Below are 26,353 nucleotides of genomic sequence, written 5' to 3' on the forward strand. Positions count from 1 at the left end.
GCTTCACCGTGGAGGCGCGACCGTCTTGGGGCGGAGAGTCACTGCTGCTTCTATGAAGGTGCTGATGCTGGGCAGCATTTCGTTGGTCATAAGTTCATACGCCTCATTGCCCAGTCCGTAGGGATCCGTGACGTCGTTCAGCAAAGGATCGCTGACAGTTGCCGCGTGTCGTCCACGGTCAGCGTCAGCCACTACTTGCGTCCAGGAAGCGCCACGGTAGGACTCCAGCGGCATGCGTTCCAAAATCCTCGCGAACTCGCGCAGCGTGAATGTCCGCTTCAGCGCGGACGGGGCAACCGCCAGCACTTCGGGTCGATGCGCTGCTGCAAGGACCAGGACGAGGTGGGCACGGGCCACATGGTCTTCTGTAAGCTGCCTGGCACGGAAGTGGTCAAGGCTGGCCCCCAACAGGTTCGCAACGTCCCGGGAACCAGGTTGCGCGGGTTTTCCCGCATGGGCAAAAGTGCCGGCGCTGGATACGGAGAAGTATCCGGGCGAAGCCTCGTCCAGTCCGGCTTGGAGCACGGCCTCGGCCAGTGGCGAGCGGCAAATATTGCCGGTGCAAACCACCAAAACCCTGAAGGTGTCCGCGTTCAGGTCTGACGCTTCAAGCGACCTGTCGACGTGATTCACGATTTCTCCCAAGCGATGAAATGAAGAAGATGGACCCGACCCGCCGTGACCGATCCATTCCACAGTGTTCACCACACTGGAGGCCTTGCAAAATCGCTTCCGACCGGAAGCGCTTGTAATTGGGAGGCCGTACGTGGGGAGTCCCTTTCGCCCGCATCTGGAATGTGGGCCTTTTTGCGACACGATTGCCAAGGGGCACCCACAAACCCAATGCAGGAAAAGCTAGCGACATGCAGTGGGGAGCAGTCAATTGCATAACGAGAATGTTGATCGCGTGCTGGGATACGTTGCCAAGGGATTGGGTGTCAGGATCGTCGGCGCACCGGGGAGCGGACGGACCAGCCTGGCCAAGAGCCTGGTAGCGAAGCTGGAGGATGAGGGCGTCGACGTCTACGCCATGTTTGCCGCGCCAGCACTGGCCTCAGTACCCTTCGCCGGTATTCTTTCGCTCGGCCTTGACCTCCGCTCTCGGACAATCGGCATCCTGGGTATCGCGGATCTGCTCTCCGCCCAACTTGCCAGGACCGATACTCCTCTGATCGTGATCGACGACGTCGAAAACCTTGACCGGGAATCCTTGGCGGTAGCCAACATTCTCCGCACCCGGGCCAATGTGCCGTTGGTCATCACCATGAACGACAAACCGTTTCAGCCAAAAACACCAGCGGGTTTATTGGCGAGCCTCCCAGAAGCAACCATCGCACTTAATCCGCTGGGATATGAACAGATCAACAAGCTCATCATCGATGTGCTTGGAGCCCCCGCTGACGTCGATGTCGTGGCTCATGTGCTGAACAAGTCCGGAGGGAATCTTCGACTGGCTGTGCGGATCCTTGAAACCGCTGTCTTGAGCGAGCGTCTGGTCTTTAAAGACAGCCGTTGGTGCATGGGTGGCGGCGGGCTGATGAACGAGCACCTCCACGGCTCCGTGGAAGCCCTCCTCCACGGTTTGCGCTCCGACGAGGTACGCGCGCTCAACAAGCTTTCGCTCCTCGGCCCGACGCCGGTTGGCGGGTTCCTTGCCTCCGTTGGGGAGGATGTCCTGGACAACCTTGAAGTCAGCGGCTTGATTTCAGTGGTCAACGGGCAGGACGGCGCACCGGTAGCTACCGTATTCCCACCGATAGTGGACGACTACCTCAAAACCCATGCCGCGGGGTCCCGACGGGTCCTCCGAAGCGCACTGACAGGACACGTGGACGCCCCCGCACTGGACGCCCCAACCCCGGATGCAACCGATGATCTGTTGTCCGCGGCCGTGTCAGCACTGCAGACGGAGATGAGCAGCAATCACGCCGCTACTACCCGCTATTTCCAACAGCGGCTGGAAACCCTGGAAAGGCAACATCTTCAAGCATGGGAAAGCGACAAGAGCCTGTCCAATGCCGTCTCTGTCCTGGCGCTCTACTGGGGAGCACCCGCAGATCCGCAGCGGGTTCAGGAGATCTTCCGGCTGACCCGGACACAGGAGGATGCGCCCGCAGACCTCTTCTTTTTCACCATGACGCTCGCGTGGTGGAAATACTCGGCAGAAAACGACCTGCCGGCGGCCGTCGCCACCATGGAGTCCATGGCCTCCCGCGAGCCCAGTCTCCGCCCGGAAGCGGAAGCCTTCGTGGAGTTCCTCAAAGCAAGCAGCGGACAAGCAACTGCGGCTGCCGCCACAACGCCCGTCAATAGTTCCATGCACGCAATCATCCGAGGAATGCTGGCGTTGTACCGACTCAAGCCGGACGAAGCTGTAAAAGACCTCGACGCCGACGCCGTCCCCGGGCATCTGCAACGCTTCGAATCGTTCCTGCGTGGAATGGCCATGTTCTCAAGCGGGCGTGTCGAGGAGGCCCTCGTCTCATCCCTTGACTCCCGTCAGCAGGCATTGCACGATCTCGACCAATTCTCCTTTGTGGCCCAAAGCTACATAGCAGCCCTTTCGCTGCTGCATCACGGACTGTTCGACGAAGCCGAGTACTTGATGGGTCGTGCTTTTTCGCTCGGCAAGCCGGGTTTGCCGGTGGCCGCGCTGCACGGCAGCATGATGCACCTGTCGTCCCTTAGGGACGTAGGTGCGCGTGCGGCGCTGGAAGCGAACGCCACACCGTCCGACGTCGGACCGCTCCCCGCAATGGGCACGGAACTGCTGGAGCTGGCCGCCTCCCGTCCCGTCAGCGCTAAAGCATTCGACGAGCTGGCGTGCCGTATCGTGGACCGTTTCCTGGCCCACGGTTTTGAACTCGTGGCCATGCACACCGCGATTTTCGCACTTGGCCTCCTGCCCGGGCCCCGGGTGAGGAACTTACTGACCCGAATCCTGACAGAGCGCGGAATCACTGCCCACAACCAGCTTCTGGACATTGCAGATGCCGCCATCCAGTGCGAACTCAGCCGGTTGCAGCATTTGCTGGACACGTATGTCCTCGACGGCGACACTTACCAGATTTCGATGGTCCTTCGTGGAGCCGAGCAACGGTGGCAACTGAGTGGTGAGCCGGCGGCTGCCGCAGAGATACGACGAGCCGCCAAGGAGTTCATGGCGCGCTTCCAGCCAATCGGTACCCTCCTCAATTTCAGGTCGGAACCGCCCGGTTCTTCTCTCACTTTGCGGGAAATCGAGGTCGCCCTCGTCGCCGGACAGCAAAGTAACCAGGACATCGCTGAACAGTTTGGAATCAGCATCCGAACAGTGGAGAGCCATATCTCCAACGCCCTGCGCAAAACGGATACAACCACCCGCAAGCAACTTGCCGACTTGATACACAGCGCACCCAGGGCCCTCCTTTCGGGGGCAATGGGCAGCTTCCACAGCCATCATCAGAACACCCTCGACAGCGTATAGGAAGGCTGAATCGTCAACGATGCCAAAGACTCATCCGCACCACTGGGCCGGCTTTCGTTCTTACCCACGCCAGGAGGCAGCAGACAGGACCCACCTCCACGTGGAAAGCCAGAACCGTCAGTTCACGGCCGTTGTTCAGTGGGCTACGAGCTCGTTCAATGGCCGCCTGGCTGGCACCATCGCCGTCCTTGATGGAACTCTGCCCGACGTCGAGCAAAGAGCTGTCTCCCTCGTCAGCGATGGCAAGCGGGTGCTCGTCTACGGGGGCGTTCTGCACAGCTCCCGGGTCCTCCGCCTGATAAGTCTTGGGGTTCGGGGATACGTACCCGAGACAGCAACGCTGAGCGTCCTTCTGTCGGCAGTGAGGAACATTTCCGACGACGGCACCCACCTGCCGTTCGATCCGGACCCCGGGCGCGAATACATTGCCTTGACTGCGGCGGAGCAGGTGGCCGCACACGCCTACTTCGTCGAAGCACCGGGACTTCCCCGCGTTGAAGTTGCACGACGACTTGGTATCGCGGACGCGACCCTCCGGAACCATTTGGCTTCCGTCCGGCGCAAATTGGGCGTTGCTCCACGGACAAGCCGTGCGGCAGTGAGCCGCCGTTACCAAGCCGTTCCCAGATGACGCAGGGGCAACGACGGCGGTGACGCCGGCCGCGCCCCACCGGCCGGGGTCACCTTCACGTTCACGGGACCGAACCCGAACTCACCTCCAGTTGGGCGGCATCCTGGCTTGGCACGTTCCTCGCTGGCCAATAACGGCGGCCGAGCGACCCAATGGACCATCCGGCGTCGTCCCAGATTGAGTGCTCCAGGATGTTCCGCCCGTCTATGATCTTCCGGGCGGGGGTCAGGGCCGCCAGGCTCTCCGGCGTCAAGGCTTTGAATTCTTCCCACTCGGTAAGTACAAGGACAAGCTCCGCGTTCTTCACGGCATCCCGCAAGGACCCCAGGTAATTCAGGTGTGGAAACCGCCTGTGCGCGTTGGCGTTGCCGGCAGGATCGTACACGGTGACCTCCGCGCCGTCTTCAAAGAGTTTGTTGGCAATATCCAAACCCGGTGAATCCCGGACGTCATCGCTGTCCGGTTTGAAAGTGATACCCAGAACGGCAATATTCCGCTGGGACAGCGAACCAAGCATTGACCGGGACAGCCAAACCACGCGTGCCCGCCGCCTGAGATTGATCTGGTCCATCTCTTGAAGAAACCGCATGCTCCGCTCCAAGCCCAGCTCACCAGCACGCGCCTGGAGGGCACGGATATCTTTCGGCAGGCACCCACCACCGAATCCCACTCCTGCGTTCAGGAAGCGCCGCCCGATCCGCTCATCCAGGCCAATGGCATCCGCCAGGGTCCGAATATCCCCTCCTGCGATTTCGGTCAGTTCCGAGAACGCATTGATGAAGGAGATCTTCGTGGCAAGAAAAGCGTTCGCGGCTACCTTGACCAGCTCGGCCGTTTCGAAGTCCGTGGCGATGAGCGGTACTCCATCGGCTATGGCTGCTGCGTAGACCTGCCGCAAAACCGATTCGTGCTCGGGCGAAGCCACGCCGATAACAAGCCGGTCGGGAGCCAAAGTATCCGCTACAGCGAAACCTTCGCGGAGAAACTCAGGATTCCAGGCAATATCCACGGAAACACCAGGGCGTTTGTTCTCCCTGATGATCTCCCTCAATCGCCTGGCTGTTCCCACCGGAACAGTGGACTTTCCAACAATCAAGGAATCCTTGCTGATGTTTTGGGCAAGGGACAGAACGGCGGATTCGACGAAGGACATGTCGGCTGCGCCGCTGCCCGGTAGCTGTGGTGTTCCCACGCCAACGAAGTGGACGTCTCCCCAAGCCCCGGCTTCCTGGTACGACGTGGTGAAACGGAGCCTGCCACTCTCCACGTGCTTCTTAAGGAGTTCAGGAAGGCCGGGTTCGTGGAAAGGCAGCCTGCCCTGCGAAAGTGAGACCACTCTCGCGGGGTCCACATCGAGTCCGAGCACCTCGAATCCGAGTTCGGCCATGCAGGCCGCGTGAGTGGCACCAAGGTAGCCTGTGCCGATGACGGTAATGCGCATGATTCCTCGCTTTGGGAAGTATCAACGATGATCAGGTTTGGCGGGTTTGCCTGGACCGGAAGTGTGTGACTATTTGGGGATGCGGGACCGGATTTCGCGCACTTCCTTCAGGATGTGGAAGCCGTCGCCCAAACTCCGCCAGATTCGCAGCAACCTGTAGGGGGACTGCTGCCAGATGCTGGTGTCCCGAAGCCGTAAATCGTGCCAACCAATGGACTCCCGTGAGGGAAACAGGGCCTGCCACAACACGGCAGGCTTCTTCCGCCACGGGGTTTCCAGCAGGTGGAAGAGTCGGAGCGTCGCCGATCGTCGGGCCGTGGTCCGCAGAACCCAATCCGTTGGCGGCTCACGGAGGTCCAGGGAACGTGTCTCTGGCAGACTGGCAAATACGGGGCCCAAAGGACCGAGTGCCCCCAGCTCCGCAGCCCTGTCATAGTGGGCCAATGCCGCCGTGGCGATCTTGCTGCGGCAGAAAGATACGTCATTCAGGAGGGCACCGATCCCGGGGCTGCGCAGTGCGTGGAGGAGGGTGACAAGCAGGGCATCGTTGTACGAAAGGGTCCACACGGGACGCCCTGCCAGCTCAATGGCCTGCCGGGCCCGCCAGAGGAATTCGAAGACAACCGACTCATCTGCGTAGAACCCCGGAAACCTCCAATGAACGTCGATATCCGAGGGCCATTGCGGATTCAGGAGGGTCTTCGAATGCTCGGGAAAGGCTTCGGAAACTTCCTGGATCCTCGCCTCCCAGCCTCGTTGCTCCAGCTCATTCAGCAGAACCGCCATGTCTGAGCGATGGACCAGAACGTCCAGGTCGCTGGACGTCCTTTCCGGACGCGCTCCGACAATGGTCGCTGCCGGCCCTTTTATGAGGAGGACCCGGATATTGCATTCTTCTGCAATATGGGACACCAATGCGCCGGACAGCAGGACAGACTCGGTGACGCCAAGAACTTCCATAGGGGACGCGGCCACGGGTCAGTTCCTGAAGCCGTTCCGGTTCTCTTTGAACCACTCGTACGTTGAGGCGATTCCATCGCCCAGTGGAATCCGCGCTTTCCAGCCCAGGGATTCCAGCTTGCCCACGTCCATGAGCTTGCGGGGAGTCCCATCCGGCTTGCTGGCGTCCCACTCGATGGATCCCTCGTAGCCCACTGTGGCAGCAACTATTCCGGCGAGCTCCTTGATGGTTACATCCATGCCGACACCGACGTTCACGTGTTCCGCTCCGTCGTAGTTCTCCAGCAGGAACAGGCATGCCTCGGCCAGGTCATCCACGTGGAGGAACTCTCTCCGCGGCGAACCCGTGCCCCAATTTGTTACGGACTCCGCTCCGGCAACCCTTGCCTCTTCATAGCGGCGGATCAGTGCCGGGAGGACATGGGAGCCGCTTGCGGAGAAGTTGTCTCCGGGACCGTACAAGTTGGTTGGCATCGCCGAAATCCAAGGGAGGCCGTGCTGCTGGCGCACGGCCTGTACCTGCAGGATGCCGGCGATCTTGGCTATGGCATAAGCCTGATTGGTTTCCTCCAGCGGGCCGCTAAGCAGGTACTCCTCTTTCAGGGGCTGCGGAGCCATTCGAGGGTAGATGCAAGACGAACCCAGGAACAGCAGGCGGCCCACTCCATACTTTTGGGCTGCGTCCAGGACATTCACCTGGATTTGGACATTCTCACTGAGGAAATCAGCCGGATACGTGCTGTTGGCGAGAATCCCTCCGACCCTCGCCGCTGCGAGCACAACGTACTCGGGCCTTTCCTTCTCGAAAAAGGCAAACACCTCGGAACGGTTGCGGAGATCGAGTTCCTGCGAAGTCCTGCCGATCACGTTCGTGAATCCCTCGGCAGCGAGGTTCCGCCAGATAGCGGAGCCTACCAAACCACGATGCCCTGCCACATAAAAGGCAGCAGACCGGTCCAATCGGCCAGGAGTGAAGGATGTCATGAAGCGTGCGCCGTCCAACTGGGAAGCCTTACAGCGTCGATCCATGGGTTGCCCGCACTTTGCAGGGCCTCCATGTCTGCATCCACCATCAGGCGGGCCAGCTCGGGCGTCCTCACCGTAGGCTCCCAACCCAGCTTGTTCTTTGCTTTCGAATAGTCGCCAATGAGTGCCTCGACCTCAGTGGGCCGAAGGTAGCGTTCGTCGAAGCGGACATGGTCTTCCCAGTTCAAGCCCGCGTGCTCGAAGGCGTAGCCCAGGAAGTCTTTGACGGTGTAGCCCTCATTGGTCGCCAGTACGTAGTCGTCAGGCTCGTCGGCCTGAAGCATCCTCCACATGCCTTCCACGTACTCCGCCGCGTAGCCCCAGTCGCGGACAGCTTGGAGGTTGCCCATGTAGAGCTCCGATTGCAGGCCTGCTTTGATCGCGGCAACAGCACGGGTGATCTTGCGCGTCACGAAGGTCTCACCGCGGCGGGGGGACTCGTGGTTGAACAGGATGCCGTTCACTGCGAACATCCCGTAAGCCTCGCGGTAGTTCTTGGTAATCCAATAGCTGTAGACCTTCGCGGCACCGTAGGGAGAACGCGGGTAGAAAGGGGTCGCTTCGTCCTGCGGCGGGGGTGTGGCGCCAAACATCTCGGACGAGGAGGCCTGGTAGAAGCGGGTTTCAATGCCGGCCATGCGCACGGCTTCGAGCAACCGGATGGTCCCGATCCCAGTGGTGTTGCCGGTGTGCTCAGGTTCGTCGAAGGATACCCGGACATGCGACTGGGCTGCCAGGTTGTAGACCTCGTCCGGGCGGATCTCCGCCAGGAGGGTTACAAGGCGGGCACCGTCGGACAAGTCCCCGTAATGCAGGAAAAGGCGTGCTTTGTTGTTGTGCGGGTCTACGTAAAGATGGTCAATACGGGCGGTATTGAACGTGGAGGCGCGGCGTATGAGGCCGTGGACCTCGTAGCCCTTCGATAGCAGGAGTTCGGCTAGATAGGATCCGTCCTGCCCCGTGATTCCTGTAATAAGCGCTTTCCTGGCCAAGGGTTTCTTCTTTCTTGTCAGTGCAAAAGTGGATTTGAAAAATGTCGATCAGTTGGAGTTGGCCCGGAACGCGAGATCACTGAGCCAAGCAGCGTAGCTTTGAACGGCGGCCTCTTCTGAAAGGACTTTCTCGCTGTACTGCCGTGCTGCAGCCCCAAAGTCTTCGGCGGAACCAGGGTCTTCCTGGAGCTGTTCGATTGCGGCTACCAAGTCCTCGGGAACGCCGGGGTCAACTCGAAGGCCTGCGCCCGCCGCCGACATCTCGTGAGACGTGGCACTGCCGGTTTCCGTCGCGGCGACTATGGGCCGGCCTGTGACGAAATAGCTGGTCAGCTTGCTCGGAACAGACATGTCCTTCACACCAGGACGTTCATTGACAAGGAGTACGTCCGCCGATCGCAGCGCCTCCGAGTAGGCACGGTCCGGCAACGGCTCAAGAAACTGCAGCCGGTCCGCGCCGCTGGCCTTGGATTCCAGGAAGCCGCGCTGGTTGCCGTTGCCCAAGAGGACAAAGCGGACGTCGCTTCCGTTGCGACTTGCAAGATGGGCCGCATCGATCACGTTCTCCAGACCCTGCTTGACGCCCATGTTGCCCGCGTGAAGGGCAATAAAGTCCTCGGGCGCCCAGCCCAGCCGGTCGCGCGCCGAGCTCCTGTCGAAGCTCGGATGGTGATTGACATGGGTCCAGTTCCGAATCACCCGAACGCGGTCTCCGGGAACGCCAAGCTCGTGGACGACGTGTTCCCTGAAACGATCGTGAATTACGCTCACGCCATCCGCAGCCCTGAGAATGAGGGCTTCAAGGCGTTTCATCAGGGGAGCAAGCGATGATCGTCCGTCGGACGTTTCTTCCATGCCCTTGCTGTAGAGGTCCTGGACCCAGATGCCGACCGGGATACGGAAGAGCCTTGCCCGAAAAATGGCGAAGGCTGCCGAGAAAAGGGCCGGACTTACCACCAGCACAACGTCCGGCCGGGGCCAGCGCTGAAGAACTGTGCGGGCTCCGAACGTCACCTCCATGAGCAAGCGCCCCAGACCATTCGGGTGCTTGGGAACCGTGGAACGCAGTCGTTTAACGGTCACCGCTCCGTGCCGCTCGTCCATGGAGAGACCCTCGTACCCCTCCGCGATTTTCCACTCGGGGTAGTGCGGGTAGCCAGTGATGACATTCACCTGAACCCCGCGATCAGCCAGGCCTTGCGCGAGTTTGCTCGTGTAGGGGGCGTTCCCGCTGGGTTCCGGTGCGTAGTTGAGTCCGATGAGCAGTGCTTTCATCAGCCCACTAGCCAGCGGCTTAGGAGCAGGGGGCCAAAAAATGTGACCACGTGCCCCAGAACGATTCCTGCAATCAACGCAACGCGTCGTCCTTTGTTGCTGGGTGCAAACACGGGCGCGACCGGGGTCTCCGATACATTGCGTGAGGTTTGCCGCTCAGGCGCACTGTGCTGCGCCGGCGTTGGTTCGCGAACTGTGATGGTTGGTGAGCGATCCAGCACGGTCGTGGTGATGTCCATGGGTCCTCGTCATTCTTTCTTTCGGATACCACTCGATTCTGTTGGCAGCCTTGCGACCCGTAGATGATGGGGCGGGCAACTTCTCCGTAGTGGAATGCGGTCCCCGGCCGCCACGGCGCCCCTGCACCGCCCAGTGCGAAGACCACATCCCGGCGGGGTCTCACAACCCTCCGTGGAGGCCTCCCGGCTCCATGCGTATGGCCCGCGCCGACATCTGCGTGTAGCGGCCCGGCGTCCGGGGCTGGCGGTGTGCAGGAGCCGTTTTGCTGACACGCAGGGGAAACCGGCACGCACACTTACGGCACTGGGCGCTTCCACGGAGGACCCGCAGCTGATTGGAGCCCTGCTGCCGCCCGGGGGCCAACCGGGGTGGACCCGGGTGTTGGATTTTGCTCAGTGATTCGACCGGGCGGCACCCCAACACGGACATCGTCACCGATTGCCCTCTACGGGTTGCCGCGGTGGACCCAGAATCTAGGGGTTACCCAAATGACCAAATGACGAGGAGTGCCATGAAGCTTTCCGGGTTCACCGGCGTCGGCTACGACAAGGGCCGTGGCCTGCTCTGGCAGGCTGCCTGGTTTGCCGTGCAGAATCTGGTCTTTCGTGCATGGTGGTGCCCGTCACCGCTGAGGGTCCGTATTCTTCGGATCTTCGGCGCCTCGATCGGCCAAGGGGTGATCATCCGCCACGGCGTTACAGTTCACTGGCCGTGGAAGCTGGTTGTAGGAGACAACGTTTGGATAGGCGTTGACGCCTGGATCCTCAATCTGGAACCTGTAACGGTTGGATCGGATTGCTGCATCTCTCAAGGGGTCCTCCTGTGCACGGGAAGCCACTCTTTCGACTCGCCAACGTTTGAATTCGACAACGCGCCGATTTCGATTGGGGACGGAACCTGGATTGGCGCGCGGGCTACCATCCTGCGAGGGGTGGACGTGGGCCGCGGGGCCCTTGTGGGAGCTTCGGCCTTAGTGGTCAAAGACGTGCCCGCGGGAGTGAAGGTACTTGCCTCAATCAGTAATCCGCGGGACCTGCAGGAACCACTGGCCGGCGGGATGCCTTGACTATCCTCTTCGCATGGATTGGGTTCTGCCTGGTCTTCAGTGTTGTGTGCCGGCGCCGAATGCACCTGGTCCTTGCCGGCGTCGTTATCTCAAGAATCCTGGTTCCCGGCGTCGTCCAGAACGAGGTGATGCCAGGGCTTCATCCCTCAACCTACCTCTTCTTGGTCTTCGTCCTCGTCCAGGCAGCATTCGCTCCCCGGACCTTTGTCCGGGCCATTCGTTCCGCAGGCGTGTGGCCGCAGGTATTTATGGCCGCCATAGCCGCGGTGATGATGACCGACGTCGGAAATCCGGGCGGGCCGGGGCTTCTTGATACAACCATGTTTGTTCTTGGCAATATGTGGGCGCCGTTCTACGTGTTTGTTTTCATGCGCTTTTCGATTCGCCGGATACCGGGAGCGGGACGTCTCTTCCTGACAACCTTGGTGCTGCTCGCCATCGCAGAAGCTGTTTTGGCCCAAGTCCAAGTCGCGACCGGCCAGCCCATTGTTTGGCAGGAGGCGTTTTCCCGAATCTGGCTCGAGGGGTCAAAGACCGAGCTCGGCGCCGCAATCGGTACTTTCGGCCACGGGATCCAGGTGGGCGTCTTCTTCGCTGCCGTGATGCCACTTCTCTCACTTATCCCCTCCTTGATTCTGAGGTACTCCATCGCGGCCGTCATCCTTGCCACGGTCCCTCTCGCCTATGGGCGAATGGGCCTGATCCTCACGATTGTCGGCTTTGTCTTCCTGATCACTGTCGGCAGCCGCCACATCATCCGCAGCCTGTTTTTCGGAGCGGCCGCGGTCGTGGCCCTTTTGCTGAGCATTCAAAGCGTGGCCGGTGGGAAACTCCTGCTGAAATTCGAAGACGACAACGGTTCGGCAGCATTAAGGGTGGCCGCGTTCGATTGGTTCTGGGCACACACTGACGAGTTCCTGGTGGGCGGCTATCCGGGAAACCGCGACCTTAAGGGGGTCGGCACGCTTGGATCCAGTTTGGAGAACGGCTACTTCATGGTGGCCCTGATGTTCGGCATTGTTGCTGCCTTGGCACTTGTAGCCTTCATGGTCTTCATGCTTGCGGGCCAGATGAAGCTAAAGGAGCGGCTCAGTTGGCCCGGAGTCGCATCCGCGGCCATGATCGTCGTCTCGATCAACGGCTACAGTTCCATCGGCGGCAACTCCATCGATGTCCACCTGTTCTGGTTCGTTCTGGCCATGTCCAGCTTTGTCCCGCGGCCCCGCGGAACCAAAAAGAACAGTCCTGGACGAAACAATCTGAAGGCCCACTCGCCAGCACGCAAAAGGGCGGGCAATCGTACAAGGCAGTTTGCCGTAGGAACACAGGCAGGCTCATGACATGACAGCTATGGACACTGACCAGAAGGAGAACCACGGGAGCCGCATATTTTATGCAGTGGCCGGAACAGCCATCACTCCCCTTATGTCGCTGGCGACGGCTCCCATACTGGCGCAGTCACTTGGCGTCGCCGGCCGTGGACAGCTTGCCGCGGGCATGGCTCCCATGCTCTTTGCCGTCGCAGTGGGTGCCTTGGGGGTCCCTGATGCGCTCACTTTCTATGTAGCCAGGCAAGCCCGCGGTGCGCGAAGGGCTGTTCGGCGGGCATTCGGCATCCTGACGCTGTTTGGATCGGCTGCGGCTGCGCTCGTAGCCGCCTGCGCACCGCTTCTTGCGGAAGGTAATTCCGAGATCGAACAACTCGTCGCAGTGACGGCGGTGTTGACCATCCCCACCTTCTGGGCCGCAATCCCCAACAGCGTCCTGGCCGGAACCCACGCATGGAAACGCTCCGCGATGATGGACTTCGGCGTGGCGGCCCTGCGCCTGGCCATCTTGTCCGGCTTGGCCCTCACCAACTTCCTGATCCCCTTGACGGCGACCGTGGTCATGCTTGGACTGCCCCTGCTCAAAGGAATCCTGACCCTCCCCTACCTGATCCAGTACCGCCGCGGAACGCAGAATGCCACAGCGACCAGGGTCCGCCTGCTCAATTACGGGAGCCGGCTCTGGGTGGGCTCCTTGGCGGGAATAGTCCTTCTCCGGCTGGACCAGCTGTTGATGGTTCCGCTCGCGGGGCCGGTGCAACTTGGGCTCTACGCCGTAGCAGTCAGCCTGGGCGAAATCCCGGCGGTGCTGGCCGGCGCAGTGCGCAACGTCGTGTTCTCCTCCGACGCCGGCAGCACTCATGACCGCGAGAACATGAGGCGCCTCCAACAAACCGCCCGCTTGACCGCGGCTGCGTCCTGCTTTGCGGGCCTTGGAATCGGCATCATCGTGCCATGGGGCATCCCACTCCTCTTCGGGGGCGCCTTTAATGATGCGGTCGCGGTCACTTGGGTAATCCTCGCAGGAGTTGCGCTGGGAACTACCGGTTCCGTGGCTGGGGCAGGCCTGAGTGCCAGGGGGCGGCCAGGCCTGCGGAGCTGGGGAATGGTCATCGGAGCCATAGTCAACTCGGCGATCCTGCTGCTGACCGTTCCATGGCTAGGGGCAATGGGGGCTGCACTCTCGACGCTGGCCGGGAACGTCGTGTCCGGAACCCTGAACGTCGTGTGGCTCCGCACGCATTTCGGGATGCATATGCGGGGCTTCTACGGCCTTAGGCAGCAAGACCTCCAACTGGTCCTGATGACGATCGTAAAAACGACGGGAAAGAAGAACACCAATGCCGTTTCCATCTAGGTCGAGGCGACAGCTTGCCTTGGACTCTCCACTGCCCAGGATGCCGCGGCTTGCCTTCAAGGCCGGGCTCATCCTCGGCCTCAGGCTCCGCAACCGCCTCGTCCGGCAGAGAGCAACGGGTGGAGCCCGCGTGGCTGTGAGCATGACGTCCTATGGCCGGCGGTTGGACATCGTGGCCCATGCACTGGAGTCCATCGCGGCTGGATCGGTCAGACCCTCGCGCATGATTCTGTGGATCGACAGTCCGGACTTTGACGTGGCGGCGTATCCAATGCTGCAGCGCCTCCAGAAACGGGGATTGGAGATCCTGCCCTGTGAAGACTTTGGCCCATATAAGAAGTACTTCCCCTACTGCCGTGACTTCGCCCACGAAGGTCTGTCCCTCGCACTTGCCGATGATGACCTGATGTATCCACGCCGCTGGCTGGAGAGGTTGATTCAGGCGTCGGGACATTCCGGCGAAATTCCGAGCTACCGTGCGCACCGCATGACAACCGACGTCGGTGCCGAAAGCCTTACGCCCTACAACTCATGGCAGCCGGCACCGGTGGGTTCGGCCAGTCACGCGAACTTCCTGACGGGAGGGGCCGGCGTGCTTCTCCCTGCGCCTCTTCAGCATGCCATCGGCAAACAAGGGACGGCTTTCCTTGAACTTGCCCCGCGCGCAGACGATATCTGGCTGAACGCGATGGCCATCCGCTGCGGATACCGGCCACAGGTGGTCGACGCCGCAGGGCAACACCTCACGCTCTACCCCCGATCACAGGAGAACGCCCTGCATAACGAAAATGTCAGCGGAGGCAAGAATGACACCCAATTGGCTGCCGTCCTCGGCCCTGACGACATCGCAGCCATCGCGACCGACATCGCCGGGCGTCCATGATGGGAGTGAACCGTGGCGCATCCGGCAATCAATTGAAAACGCTTCTCGTCCACCCCTTCGGGAACGAGAACGTCAGGCAAACCCTTACGGCATTGAATGAGCACCATCTCCTCTCTGCGTTCGTGACCTCCATTGGCTGGACTTATCCTGACGCCCTGTCCTGGCTCCCTCCTGCAAAGTCCTTGGTTGAACGACGACTTTTCTCCATGATCAGGAACGAGCAGCTGCATGTCGCCCCGACGCGTGAGCTGGTCCGCAATGTTCTCCTGCGGTCGCAGCCGTCTGCCCTGCGGCGCCTTGGCGCGGCATCAGGCCCGCTTTCCGCCCATTGGGTTGCCGAACGAGTGGAATCGAGGGCCATCGAGGCCCTCAAACGCGCGGACGCACCGACTGCCGTTTATGGATATTCGACTTTCGCTTCGAGGGTCTTCAGCGCTGCGAGGTCGCGCGGCCTGGAAACCATCCTCGAAGTCCCCCACGTTCATTGGGATACAACCAGGCACTGGGCCGAGCGACTGGTGGATGAAGCGCCAGGCTGGGCAGTGACTGCACGCCAGGATCTGGCCAAGGCCAAGGTTCATTCCTTGGAAACGCGTGAAATCGAACTTGCGACCCGGCTGATTTCACCATCCGCCCAAGTTACCGAGAGCCTGCGGCGCGTCGGTGTGGACGGCCGGATTGTCGAGATTCCCTACGGCTGCCCGGATGTCGCGCCCGGCAGCATGCCGCTGTCCTGGGACGGCGTGGGTCCCCTGAAGGTTCTCTTCGTGGGCCGGATTGTCGGCATGAAGGGAATAGCGGACGTGGTGTCAGCGGCAAAGACCCTGCGTTCCTCCGCGCAGTTCACTGCGATCGGCATGCTGCCCGGAGAAACTTTCCCGGCCTTGGAAGGCATGTTCGAGGTCATCGACTACCGCGGCACCATGCCCAGAAGCGAAATCCTCCGGGAGATGCGGAAGCATCACGTGCTGGTACTCCCAAGCCTGGTCGAGGGCCGCTCCCTCGCTGCCCTGGAGGGCCTCAGCCAAGGTCTGCCCGAGGTTGTCACCCTGGGTAGCGGCGTGGATGACCTCGTGGTCCAGGGTGCGGGCGCAGTTGTTGACCGCTTCTCCCCGGACCAGATAGTCACTGAACTGCAGCAGTTCCTGGATGATCCAGCACTGGTGGAACAACGGAGCGCCAAAGCACTGGAACTTGCCGCCGCATCGGGATGGTCTTCATTCCGCGCCGGGGTCGCAGGGTTCCTCCAGCAAGTCGGGAGTGATGTCAGTGAGAGGTAGTTCAACGGAGCAGCGGCGCTTAAGGATCGCCCTCGTAGCCCATGTCTTCTATCCAAGCATTGGCGGAGTGGAAATCACCGCCGACATCCTTGCCAGGGGATTCATTGCCAGGCACGGCGCCGAGGTAGTGGTCATAACGAACACCCACGAGGAAGACCACTCCAGGACCTTTCCGTACACCGTTGTCCGGCGTCCGTCGCCGCTGCGCCTGTTCACGTTACTGCGGCAGGCCGACGTCGTATTTCACAACAACCCGGCAATCTCGCTGTGGTGGCCGCTGGCGCTGATGCGCAAGCCCTGGATGGTGACGCTCAGGATGTGGATCACCATGCCCGGCCAAAGGCTTAGCCTGCCGGAACGGATCAAGTACGCAATCAAATACCGGATCATAGGCCGGGCTGATGTCATCGCCGCAAACAGCCGGGTCCTGGCCGACCATGTCACCCAAGACGTTGAGGTGATCCCCAACAGTTACCGGGATCAACTCTTCGGCGTGCTGGAGGACGAAATCCGTCATCCCATGGGCGTGGTCTATTTGGGGCGGCTAAGCGAAGACAAGGGGGTGGATCTGCTGATCAAGGCGGCATCGCAGCTTGTGGGAGACGTAGAGGGCTTCACGCTCACCATCGTCGGCGATGGCACTGAGCGCAAGCGGCTTGAGGACCTGGCCGAAACCAGCGGGTTGGGATCCGCGGTCAGGTTCACAGGATCCCTGGGACCACTGGAAGCCAACCGGATTCTGAACCGGAACTCGATTGTGGTCATACCCAGCCGGATGCCTGAGCCCTTTGGCACCGTGGCGATCGAGGCCGCGGCGTCCGGATGCGTCGTGCTTTACGCCGATCACGGCGGACTTCCGGACTCTGCCGGGCCGCAGGCTGTGGGCTTCACTCCCCTCGACCCTAATTCCCTGCATCATCACCTCCGCGCACTGCTGCGTGATCCGGGGGACGTTGACCGGCGGAGGAAGGAGGCCTTGGTGCACGCGCACCGGCACCGGGAAAGCATCATGGTTGACCGCTACTACGCAGCTATCCAGCGAACCCTGAAGGAGTCCGACCATGGCAAGCGACACTAGGACAACGCTGAGGATCGTCCAGGTGGTAACCCTCGTCAGTCCCGACGGCGCGTACGGCGGGCCGGTCAGGGTGGCCCAAAACCAGGCGCAAGCCCTTGCTCTCCGGGGGCATGACGTCCAGGTGTTCTCCGGCGTGCAGGGGGAGGTGGACGGAGCGTACTTTGGCGCGGGCGTCCGGACCAGGCTCTACAAAGCCGTGCGTTTGATTCCGGGCATAGGATTCGCCGGGATGGCCGCACCGTCAATGCTGGCTGCTTTATGGAAAACCCTCAAGGGCGCCGACGTGGTGCACCTGCACCTTGCACGTGACTTGGTGATGCTTCCGGCAGCGTTGCTTTGCCTGTTGCGGCGGGTTCCTTTCGTAGTCCAGGGGCACGGAATGATCGATGAATCCGACAAGAAGCTCGCAAAACTACTGGACAGGCTGATCACCATCCGGACCCTGCGTGCCAGCAAGAAGTGCTTCTGGCTGACGCCTGAAGAGCGGGATTCCTTGGGCTCGTTCCTCGGTGACCACGCCGCTTCGCTGGAATGCCTTATCAACGGGGTCCCGTCGTCGGACATTGTTGCGGCAAAGCCGTCCGGCTCCTTCGAGTTCCTGTATCTGGCACGGCTCCAGAAACGGAAACGCCCCTCCTTACTTGTCGAAGCAGCGAACCTCCTTCCGGAGGCAGTGCGTGCGCGGACCCGTGTGGCGCTGGTGGGGCCGGACGAAGGCGAAGCCTCCGAAGTTCTCAGGCGGATCGAGGCGCTGGGGTCTCCCGAATGGGTCCGCCTGGAGGGAGCGCTCCAGCCCAGCCAAACGGCGGCACGCATGGGACGGGCATCGGTTTTTGTACTTCCTTCAATCGATGAGCCGTTCCCCATGAGCGTCCTGGAAGCGATGTCGGTGGGCCTCCCCGTCGTTGTCACAGACAGTTGCGGACTGGCTCCATATATCAGGGAGTCGGGAGCAGGAGTGGTCTGCGACTCCTCCGTCGAAGGCCTTTCCGCGGCCCTGCGCCGGTTTGTGGTTGAGCCTGGGCTATGGGAGTCCTCGTCCGCTGCCGCCCTCAAAGCCAGTAAGGAAGTGTTTTCCATGGACAGCATTGCGACGCAGCTTGAGGACACTTACCACCGTGTTGGTCGTGCACTGCGCTTTCCGAATGGCTACTGACATTGACCACGTCGACCACTGAGAGAACATTGGCAAAAGACGCTCAAGCCGATTCTGTTGGCGTGTCCAGGGAGCCCGGACCATTATGACCAAGGAAACAGGTGCAACCACCGTGGAGCAGTTCTGGCACAGGGCACAGGCCGTGGCGGTGGTCCCGAGCCAAAGTGAAATGCGCGTCGCCCTTTTGAATCTTGAACAAGGCTCTCCCTTGGTGCTTCTTGGTTCGGCGGTGTTGATCTGGGACCTCATCGATGGAACCCGCACAGAATCCGACCTGCTCAGGGAACTCAACGCCGCCTTCCCCGGCGTCGGTGAAAGTGCAATGGAGGGGCATGTGCGGAGCTTCCTGGCCGAACTTTCCCACCACGGACTGGCTGTGTTGAGCGCATGGGCAGCACCCAAGCCGTCTGATACGGAGATAAGCAGCCCATGAAGCCCTCAGTGCTGCCGGGACTTCCCGAAACTAGGTCTAAAAGTCTTGGGCCGTTACGGACCTGGCATGCATCGAGAGGATCAATAATTGCTGCAGGACGAAGAGCCTCGTGGAATGTCAGGCAATGACCTGCTTTCCGCAATCCGCTCACATTGGATCGGTATCCTGCTCATCACAGTAGTTTCGATTGGGGGCTCACTGTGTTGGTATGCCGTTCAGCCAAAGGTTTACGCTGCGGAGTCGAGCGGCATAGTCGTAGCCGCCGGCGCGGAGAACTTGGGGATGTCCCTGGCAGGAGACAGCCTGGCCAAGTCAAAGGCCAAGGGGTACCAGTCCGTGGCCGAATCCATCAAGGTTGCCGAAGACGTCGTGGGGAGGTTGGGGCTCAAGGAAAGCCCACAGGACCTCGCCCGGACGATCACGGTGAGTGTCCCCCTCGATTCGGTGGAGATCCGGATCAGCGCCAAGTCTTCGGATGCGCAAACAGCGCAGAAGGTGGCTGATACGTGGGTGGACGCGCTGGCTGCGCAGGTCTATGCGCTGGATAAGGGAAATGCGGCCCCGGGTTCGGAACCTGTCACGAAGATCGTTCCCCTGGCGAAAGCGAGCCTTCCCTCCGCCCCTGTTTCACCCCTGATGACGGCTACCCTGGGGATCGGCCTCGCAGCAGGCCTGCTCATCGGACTGGCGTATGCGCTTGCCCGTAACCATTTCGATCGGCGGCTCCGCTCAGTGGCCGAAATTGAGCGATTGTTTGGCCTCGCGGTTGTGGGCACCCTACCCACGGACAAGCGCTTGAACGAGAAGTCGAGCGTCCTGGAGGAAGCCAATGGAAACAACCGCGTTCCCGGCGGACACGCCATGGCTGAGGCGCTGAGGGAGCTGCGCACCAACCTCACCTTCATCGATGTGGACAATCCTCCCCGTATCCTCCTGATCACCAGTTCCCTCCCTTCCGAGGGTAAAAGCACAGTCACCAGCAATCTTGCCGCCACGATCGCCGCGGCCGGCAGGGAGGTCATCGTGGTGGACGCGGATCTTCGCAGACCCACCGTCCACAAGGTGTTCGGTGTGGTCCCGGACGCCGGGGTGACCGACGTACTGACGGGCCGGGCGACCATCGATGAAGTCCTTCAGGTTTGGGGACCGAACCCGCGGCTCAACGTCATGACTGCGGGCCGCATCCCGCCGAACCCTTCGGAGTTGCTCGGTTCCCGGGCCATGGGCCAGCTCCTCAAGGATCTCTCCCAAAGGGCCATGGTTCTCATCGATGCACCACCGCTGTTGCCCGTCACGGATGCGGCGGTGCTCTCTCGCATTGCCGATGGGACGCTGGTTGTGGCGAGGGCCCATAAGACAACCAGGGACACCTTGTACAGGGCCCTCAGCAACCTCACCCGCGTGCATGGACGCGTTCTCGGCGTCATTCTCAACTGCGTAGCCACAAAGGGACAGGGCGCCCACAACTACGGCTATTACGCCGCATATGGCAGTTCCACGGAGGCCGCTGGGTCCGTAGCGTCCAGCAGCTCGCGCAATCCTGATGTCCGGTCTTCGACCACACCACTGACCCGCCCTGGCATCGCGCCAGCCGTCCCAACCCCGGTTCCCGCCCGGGCCGCGGACACCAACCACGCATCAGTCCCGTGGCCTGAAGAGTCACTTTCTGCTGTGTCCACGGAGCCTGCCCACAGCAGTACTCCCACAGCCTTGGATGCAGCGCGCAGGTGGCATCCGCCCAACAGCGGGCGAGGACGGCGATCAGCGCCGCCCGCTTGAAACGCGACAAGCAAGTTGCCGGTCCCGGTTGTTTTGGATCGGGATAAACCAAAAACCGTGGACCTGGTTTTCACCGGGTCCACGGTTTTTGCTTTCCTTGACGGGTTGGCAACACCTGGCGTCGGCGCACGCCGGCACCCGTCAGTAGGCCCCGTCTTTGCCCGTGACCGCCCTAAATGTCCGGAAGAGGTAGATGAGGTCCTGGACCATCGACCAGTTCTCCACATAGTAGAGATCCAGCCGGATTGAATCATCCCAGGACAGATCGCTTCGTCCGCTGACCTGCCATGGACCGGTCAGTCCGGGTTTTACCAGGAGGCGGCGGTAAGCCAAATCATCGTAAGCCTCTACTTCCACCGGCAGGGGCGGACGAGGACCTACCAGGCTCATGTCGCCTCGGAGGACGTTGACGAGCTGCGGCAGCTCATCAACGGAGTATCTGCGGATGAAGCGGCCGATGCGGGTGACGCGGGGGTCTTCCCTCATCTTGAAGAGGACCCCGTTCCCGTCGTCATTCCCCTTGAGTTTGGACAGTTGCTGCTCAGCGTCGACCACCATGGACCGGAATTTCAGCATGTTGAACACGTCGCCCGAACGGCCTATGCGCTTTTGCCGGAATATCACTTTGCCGGGGCTATCGAGCCTGATCAGCACGGCGACGAGGCACATGGGCACCGCGAGGACAGCAAGCAGTGAAACGGCCGCGAAGACGTCGAAGGCACGCTTTGCCAATGCCTTGGGACCCTCCATCTTGGGCGTTGTGACATGCACCAGCGGCAGGCCCGCCAGGGGCTGCATATGGATACGCGGCCCCGCCACGTCAGTGAGTGCTGGAGCCATGAACATGCCGACATCGCGGGAGGTCAGCGCCCAACCGAGCTGCCGGAGCGTTGGCGGGTCCACGTCGGCACCGTTCGAGATGGCAACTGTGTCCACAGCCGATGCATCCACGGCCGCCAGTATTCCTGCAAGGTCGCGTCCCATTCCGATAATCGGGAGCGACGCGCCTTTCACGGAGGATTCAAGCGTCTCCGACCCGGTGACATACGCTGCCACCGGCGCGTAGCCGGCAGCAGGATGGGCGCCGAGCTCCGTGGCGAGATGGTCTACGCTCTGGGCTCCTCCGACTACCAGCACACGGCGCACATGGAGACCGTTACGACGGCGGCGGATCAGGTCCTTGCGCAGGATCCAGCGCCCGAAGAGCAGGCTGGCGATACCCAAAGGAAGGGCGACGGCGACATATCCCCTGGCTGTGTCCAGTTGGAAAACATAGGAGACGATGGCCGTGGCGCCAAAAAGCCACAGAGAGGAAGTGGTGACCCGCCGGTACTCTTCCGCCCCGAAGCCGAGGATACGGGGTTCCCGGGTACCCAGGACACCCAAGCAAACCCACCACAGAACATCGATGACCAGACTGACCAACGGATATGGCGTTTGCACGGAACCAATACCCAACGAGGGGCGGTCCAATCCAAATCGGAGCAGTTCGGCGATCGCCACCGCCCATGTAATGAAGAAGAAGTCAACGAGCATGAGCCTAACGGAAGCATCCAGGCCACGTGCCGCGCGGCTCCCCACGATGTCCGGATCCGCGTTCAATCCTTGGGAGGCATTATTTTTCAACGTCAACCGTAGAGTCCCCTTAGGCTAGGTTGATTAATTTGATGAAACGTGGTCCACGGGAGCGAGGCCCAAAAGACCCTTGGCGCCCAGACATCTTTATTTCGGAACTAAAATGCGCGGACATCACTGATCAATTATGAGAGGGTGGCGCATAAACAATGTGCCAACTACTCATGAAGTACTACTTCAGTGAAGTGATTCGGTGAGAATACTGGCAATGCCATTCAACACTGAGCATTCGGAGCATCGGCCACGGATGCGGTTCAACCCCGGCGATAATTTGTTTGGGTGTCAGCTCACCGGCCTACTACTGTCAGAACAGCCGTGGACCCTTCAGGTCCCGCTATCCGGGAAGGGGCGGAACCAGCCGCACCCAATCCTGTGATCGACTTTGTTCACAGAAATCCCGTGCTTGGCAGCGCCGTTGCGTGGGCCTGGAAGAGACACACTGGTCCCGCAACGCTTGGGGAGGTCCACACATCGTGGGCACGGTTCATACTTCAGGATCCCTTGGAGGCGGCACCTTGGATCGCCTTGGATGCGTTTTCCGACGATTTGTTTCCCCTCCCCCTCAAGGTGCGGACGCTTTCCACAACGGGCCGCCACTGCATTGTGTTAGGGAAGCTGAGCTCCACCCAACATGTCGCCCTGGCGGCCGAAGGTGCGGTGGCCATCCTTGATGGCGACGCCACGCCCATCGAACTGCCTCGGCAGATTGAAGCGGTTATCTTACGCGGCGACGCCCGCCTCCCACAGCACACAAGCATCGGGACCATCCTCACCGGCAGAGAAATTCAAATCCTCGAGCTATACGCCCGGCGGCGCGCTTTGACCGCTTCAGCACTGGCTTCCGCCCTCGGCCTCCGCACTACTACCGTGCGAGGCCATCTGGCCCGCGGTCGGCAAAAGCTGGCAGAAGCGGGCTTGCCATGCGCCACACGTCCGGACCTGGCAATGACGCTCCAGGAAATCGGCTACAGCCACACCGACGCCCAATGGTCCGCTATCGGACGCTGGTAATCAAACCAATTTCAGGCCACCGCTGAGGCCGCTGGTAAATACCAATGAGCTTTGCCAAAGGCCCTCGCCGGCACAATTCCAGGCACCTGACAATGCGCAGAGTCAATCACTACGGAGTCAAGCAATGAACCTCGTCCAACCACCGGCAGCTACCCCTAAAGAAGGAAAGGATTCAGACCAAAGGAAAAGACGGACCGGGCGATATATCCTTCTGGGAGCTGCACTCCTTGTTGTGCTTGCTACGGTAGCGGCCGGTACCTTTCTCTTTGGCTTATCGGCTGCCTTCGAGTCGAAAAGCCAGAAGTTCGACAGCGCCTTTCCGGATGAATCAACACGTCCATCCGAATCTGTCCTCCCAGATGGATCCAGCCCACTCAATGTCCTGGTAGTCGGCAGCGACAGCCGGGGCGCATCGTCCGACCTTGCCGAATCCGGCGAGGCATCGGACCAGCGTTCGGACACCATGATGTTGGTTCACATCCCAGCCGACCGGAAGAAGATGTACGTCGTATCGGTGATGCGGGACCTCTGGGTGCCCATCCCAGGCCACGGCGAGGCGAAGATCAACGCTGCACTGGCCTTTGGCGGAGTTCCCCTCATGGTCCAGACAGTGGAGGGGTTCCTCCAGCAGCGGATCGATCACGTGGTCTTCATCGACTTCGACGGCTTCAAGAAGTTGACCAATGTTGTGGGCGGCGTCGATGTTGATGTCCCGCTGGCCTTCAAACCATCCGGAGGGCCGATCGACAATTTCACGAAGGGTCCCATGCATATGGATGGCGACGCGGCATTCTGGTTCGTCCACGAACGGTACGCCTTTGCCGACGGGGACTTCCAAAGGACCAGAAACCAGCAACTGTACTTTCGGGCCCTTTTCACAAAAATTGCGAGCCGTGACGTACTGTCCAACCCATTCACAGTAAGCAGCATGGTCAACGACTTCGCCCCGTACCTCACCGTCGACTCGGGGCTCGACGCGTCCACCATCGCATCAATGGCCTATGAGCTCCGGGAAATCCGCCCCGACGACGTGGTCTCGTTCACCCTCCCGACCAACGGCACAGGCTGGTCCGCCGACGGACAGTCCATAGTCCTTCCAAACCAGGCCGCGGCTGACGCACTTTCCCGGGCAATGGCGGAGGGCACCATGGCGCAGTACGTGGCTGAACAGGTAACGGTCACAAAGTAGGCGGGAGCGGCTTCCGCCATCCCTCTGGCGGGGCCTGCATGCAGCGTTGCAAACATGGGAGCACAACAAGAAGCCCCCGCTCCATTCAATGCCGGCCGCAGAGGCGGGCAGTGAACGGAACGGGGGCTTTGGCCGGCTTGTTAGTCCGAATCGGTCAACGTCACGTTGACAACCGACACGGTGGTGGTGCCGTTATACGTGACCGTGGTGGTGATCGTCCCGTAAGAGGGTCGTTCCCCAAGGCTCAGGTTCTGCGTGCTTATTGCGAACAGGACCTTGCCGTCTGCCCCGGTTACGGCCGTGGCAGTAGGGTGGGGCTCGTTCTCCGGGCCGCCGTTAAGGGGTGCCGGATAGACATAGGCCGCCAGGACGTCGCCGTCCCTGTTCGTCCCCGACGTCGTTACGGTTACGCTCGCCCCGACAACAGGGTTGCCGGCTGCGTCAGTGACCGTGATGGGGAAGTCGTAGTCCCTTTCAGTCGGGTTGGAGATTTCGCTCCCGTAGTGGTGGTCACCTTTCCAGTCAGTGATCACAGGCCCGGTCCCCGGCGTAATCACAACAGCGTCCGGCGAGACTGCGCGAGCCGGAGTGGCCATGGCGACAGCGATAACGGGAACGCTCCAGGCCGTACCGACAACCACCTTTCGGCGGTCAATTGTCCTATTCATGACTTTGCCTTTATCTAAGGCCATCGTTTGCTCCTTCAAGTCGGCACGGCGGCAGACTTAGGTAAATCTATGGTGGAATATGATGCAAACGGAATCTAACAGTCAGCCGAATTGGCTCACAACACTTAGATGGCCTGGTAACTACCACTGAGAGCGGTGACTTTCGTGCTATTCAAGAGCACTCAGGTCCCGTTAATCCCGGGATACACAGGCATTTACCTTTCAGGAAGCCACAATACCAACAGCCTGGAGGTCCTCAATTGCAGTCTGCAATTGGCTTGCATAACCCTCCGGAAGTCCTACCCGTGGAGCAATCCTGGCCGCGAGGCTTTCGAAGTCACAGGGTGTTTCGAGCGCCTGCCAAACCGCCGGGCCAACACCGCGCACACGGACTACCCCATCACCGGTCAAGGCAACGAGTTCTGTCCCCTGCCCGTTTTTCGTAGGCACCTCAACGGCATCAACCACCTCGCCCCGGCAGAGGAATCCTGCACCTGGGGTCCGTCCCCCTTCATGCGGCTCCGCTTCGACCGCCGATGTCCAGGTCTTGGCAACAGGGGCACGCTGCAAGAGCTGGGGCATGACACCGGCCAGGTCCCCCGCTTCCCGGTAGGTGACCCTCAGCGCGCCTCCAGTCGCATCCAGAATGCTGCAAAGCCGTTGGAGGGGGTTGGCGATGGAACCCAGGAAAGACGTCTGTGGCGCCAACGCAGTCAATGCTTCGGCATGGTCGAGCTCCGTGACCAGGGGATTAAGGGCGTCCGGATCCCGATCGAGGAGGACCACGGAGGCCAACGCTGGAGATTTCGGCGCCCGCAGCAATCCAAGCTCGTCGGGTCCCATCTGGCGCTTCGGAGCGGGAGGATCCTCCACAATGACAGAGAGAGGCTTGGCATATGGCAGGAGGGTGCCGTTTGCATCGAGTGCCACGGTCTCGTCCGTAACGTAGCCGAACTCGGTTCCGAGGCGCCTGGTAGCGGTCGTCTTTCCCATTCCGGACCGAGCTACCAGGGCAACCGTGCGGCCACTTTCCACGTCGGCGAGCCCGGCAGCGTGGAGCATCAAGAGCCCGCCTTCCCCGGCGTTGACACCTGCCGTGGTGACAGCGCTGGTGAGGGAAGACGCGAATTCGCCAAACGTGTGGCCCACCACGAAGGACGTCCCTGCAGTTGACGAGACGCGCGCCCGGAAAGGAATGTTTTCCAGTTGCTCCCTGGCCAGGGATGCAGGGAATCGCGGACGTACTGGGCGCCCTTCCGAGGTATCGAGGCACCGCGACCAGGACCGCTGCAGGACAATCCGCAGGTCATCTGTCACCCCAGCGTCAAAAAGTATCGAAACTGTGGTGCCTAAAACCCGGAGTCGGAGCTCATTGTCTTTTGTATTGTCCGATTGTGCATCTGGCAGCATGGCGTGCAAGGCCTTTCCGTGATCTGGCTCGCTTTAAAATGACACCTTG

General features: G+C 60.9%; 22 protein-coding genes. 13 read left to right on the plus strand and 9 right to left on the minus strand.

The window, feature by feature from the left end; genetic code table 11:
- Window positions 1–3: 3 nt before the first annotated feature.
- Window positions 4–633 carry a low molecular weight phosphatase family protein gene (locus ACIPY2_RS12585; RefSeq protein ID WP_400266723.1) on the minus strand — a complete coding sequence of 210 codons (630 nt, stop codon included), beginning with the start codon at window positions 631–633 and terminating at the stop codon, window positions 4–6.
- A 250-nt stretch (window positions 634–883) separates the two neighbouring features.
- Here ACIPY2_RS12585 and ACIPY2_RS12590 point away from each other — a divergent pair, with 250 nt between their 5' ends.
- On the plus strand, window positions 884–3,466 hold the full coding sequence (locus tag ACIPY2_RS12590; RefSeq protein ID WP_400266724.1) for a LuxR C-terminal-related transcriptional regulator: 2,583 nt from the start codon (window positions 884–886) through the stop codon (window positions 3,464–3,466).
- Between the two features lie 100 nt (window positions 3,467–3,566).
- On the plus strand, window positions 3,567–4,097 hold the full coding sequence (locus tag ACIPY2_RS12595; protein ID WP_400266725.1) for a hypothetical protein: 531 nt from the start codon (window positions 3,567–3,569) through the stop codon (window positions 4,095–4,097).
- 61 nt (window positions 4,098–4,158) lie between these two features.
- Here the strand turns inward: ACIPY2_RS12595 and ACIPY2_RS12600 are convergent, their stop codons facing one another.
- The 5 genes from ACIPY2_RS12600 to ACIPY2_RS12620 all read right to left on the minus strand — a co-directional run bounded on the left by ACIPY2_RS12600 (window position 4,159) and on the right by ACIPY2_RS12620 (window position 9,791).
- The gene (locus tag ACIPY2_RS12600; protein WP_400266726.1) at window positions 4,159–5,538 is read right to left on the minus strand and encodes a UDP-glucose dehydrogenase family protein; all 1,380 of its coding nucleotides are present in this window, start codon (window positions 5,536–5,538) and stop codon (window positions 4,159–4,161) included.
- Between the two features lie 69 nt (window positions 5,539–5,607).
- Entirely contained in the window at window positions 5,608–6,513 is a 906-nt protein-coding gene (locus tag ACIPY2_RS12605) for a nucleotidyltransferase family protein (RefSeq protein WP_400266727.1), read from the minus strand.
- Between the two features lie 3 nt (window positions 6,514–6,516).
- On the minus strand, window positions 6,517–7,482 hold the full coding sequence (locus ACIPY2_RS12610) for a GDP-L-fucose synthase family protein (protein ID WP_400266728.1): 966 nt from the start codon (window positions 7,480–7,482) through the stop codon (window positions 6,517–6,519).
- On the minus strand, window positions 7,479–8,516 hold the full coding sequence (gene gmd / locus ACIPY2_RS12615; RefSeq protein WP_400266729.1) for a GDP-mannose 4,6-dehydratase: 1,038 nt from the start codon (window positions 8,514–8,516) through the stop codon (window positions 7,479–7,481). The genes ACIPY2_RS12610 and gmd overlap by 4 nt, the downstream gene beginning before the upstream one ends.
- A gap of 48 nt (window positions 8,517–8,564) precedes the next feature.
- Complete coding sequence (locus ACIPY2_RS12620; RefSeq protein ID WP_400266730.1) at window positions 8,565–9,791, minus strand: glycosyltransferase; 1,227 nt, start codon at window positions 9,789–9,791, stop codon at window positions 8,565–8,567.
- A gap of 751 nt (window positions 9,792–10,542) precedes the next feature.
- On the opposite strand from ACIPY2_RS12620, the gene ACIPY2_RS12625 reads away from it, so the two are divergent.
- The 9 genes from ACIPY2_RS12625 to ACIPY2_RS12665 all read left to right on the plus strand — a co-directional run bounded on the left by ACIPY2_RS12625 (window position 10,543) and on the right by ACIPY2_RS12665 (window position 20,391).
- Window positions 10,543–11,097: a DapH/DapD/GlmU-related protein gene (locus ACIPY2_RS12625; protein WP_400266731.1), complete on the plus strand. Its 555-nt coding sequence runs from the start codon at window positions 10,543–10,545 to the stop codon at window positions 11,095–11,097.
- Entirely contained in the window at window positions 11,094–12,437 is a 1,344-nt protein-coding gene (locus tag ACIPY2_RS12630) for a hypothetical protein (protein ID WP_400266732.1), read from the plus strand. Before ACIPY2_RS12625 ends, ACIPY2_RS12630 begins: the two co-directional genes overlap by 4 nt.
- 1 nt (window position 12,438) lies before the next feature.
- Window positions 12,439–13,782, plus strand: a complete 1,344-nt coding sequence (locus ACIPY2_RS12635) for a lipopolysaccharide biosynthesis protein (protein ID WP_400266733.1) — start codon at window positions 12,439–12,441, stop codon at window positions 13,780–13,782.
- A 40-nt stretch (window positions 13,783–13,822) separates the two neighbouring features.
- Window positions 13,823–14,665, plus strand: coding sequence for a hypothetical protein (locus tag ACIPY2_RS12640; RefSeq protein ID WP_400266734.1), 843 nt, complete (start codon window positions 13,823–13,825; stop codon window positions 14,663–14,665).
- A gap of 92 nt (window positions 14,666–14,757) precedes the next feature.
- Complete coding sequence (locus tag ACIPY2_RS12645) at window positions 14,758–15,945, plus strand: glycosyltransferase family 4 protein (RefSeq protein WP_400266735.1); 1,188 nt, start codon at window positions 14,758–14,760, stop codon at window positions 15,943–15,945.
- 67 nt (window positions 15,946–16,012) lie between these two features.
- A complete protein-coding gene (locus ACIPY2_RS12650) occupies window positions 16,013–17,023 on the plus strand; it encodes a glycosyltransferase family 4 protein (protein WP_400266736.1) in 1,011 nt (336 codons plus the stop codon).
- Window positions 17,007–18,179, plus strand: a complete 1,173-nt coding sequence (locus ACIPY2_RS12655) for a glycosyltransferase (RefSeq protein WP_400266737.1) — start codon at window positions 17,007–17,009, stop codon at window positions 18,177–18,179. The genes ACIPY2_RS12650 and ACIPY2_RS12655 overlap by 17 nt, the downstream gene beginning before the upstream one ends.
- An 85-nt stretch (window positions 18,180–18,264) precedes the next feature.
- Complete coding sequence (locus ACIPY2_RS12660; protein WP_400266738.1) at window positions 18,265–18,612, plus strand: PqqD family protein; 348 nt, start codon at window positions 18,265–18,267, stop codon at window positions 18,610–18,612.
- 114 nt (window positions 18,613–18,726) lie between these two features.
- The gene (locus ACIPY2_RS12665; protein ID WP_400266739.1) at window positions 18,727–20,391 is read left to right on the plus strand and encodes a polysaccharide biosynthesis tyrosine autokinase; all 1,665 of its coding nucleotides are present in this window, start codon (window positions 18,727–18,729) and stop codon (window positions 20,389–20,391) included.
- A 141-nt stretch (window positions 20,392–20,532) separates the two neighbouring features.
- Here ACIPY2_RS12665 and ACIPY2_RS12670 read toward each other — a convergent pair whose 3' ends face one another.
- The gene (locus ACIPY2_RS12670) at window positions 20,533–22,023 is read right to left on the minus strand and encodes a sugar transferase (protein ID WP_400266740.1); all 1,491 of its coding nucleotides are present in this window, start codon (window positions 22,021–22,023) and stop codon (window positions 20,533–20,535) included.
- Between the two features lie 504 nt (window positions 22,024–22,527).
- Here ACIPY2_RS12670 and ACIPY2_RS12675 point away from each other — a divergent pair.
- Both ACIPY2_RS12675 and ACIPY2_RS12680 read left to right on the plus strand, forming a co-directional pair.
- Entirely contained in the window at window positions 22,528–23,037 is a 510-nt protein-coding gene (locus ACIPY2_RS12675) for a hypothetical protein (protein WP_400266741.1), read from the plus strand.
- Window positions 23,038–23,269: 232 nt separating this feature from the next.
- Window positions 23,270–24,226: an LCP family protein gene (locus ACIPY2_RS12680; RefSeq protein ID WP_400266742.1), complete on the plus strand. Its 957-nt coding sequence runs from the start codon at window positions 23,270–23,272 to the stop codon at window positions 24,224–24,226.
- A 140-nt stretch (window positions 24,227–24,366) separates the two neighbouring features.
- Here ACIPY2_RS12680 and ACIPY2_RS12685 read toward each other — a convergent pair whose 3' ends face one another.
- Window positions 24,367–24,894 (minus strand): transcriptional initiation protein Tat, encoded by a 528-nt coding sequence (locus ACIPY2_RS12685; protein WP_400266743.1) that lies wholly within the window; start codon window positions 24,892–24,894, stop codon window positions 24,367–24,369.
- Window positions 24,895–25,116: 222 nt separating this feature from the next.
- Window positions 25,117–26,211 carry a hypothetical protein gene (locus ACIPY2_RS12690; protein ID WP_400266744.1) on the minus strand — a complete coding sequence of 365 codons (1,095 nt, stop codon included), beginning with the start codon at window positions 26,209–26,211 and terminating at the stop codon, window positions 25,117–25,119.
- Window positions 26,212–26,353: the final 142 nt, after the last annotated feature.

The sequence above is a fragment of the Paenarthrobacter sp. NPDC089675 genome, assembly GCF_044749185.1.
In the GTDB taxonomy this organism is placed as follows: domain Bacteria; phylum Actinomycetota; class Actinomycetes; order Actinomycetales; family Micrococcaceae; genus Arthrobacter.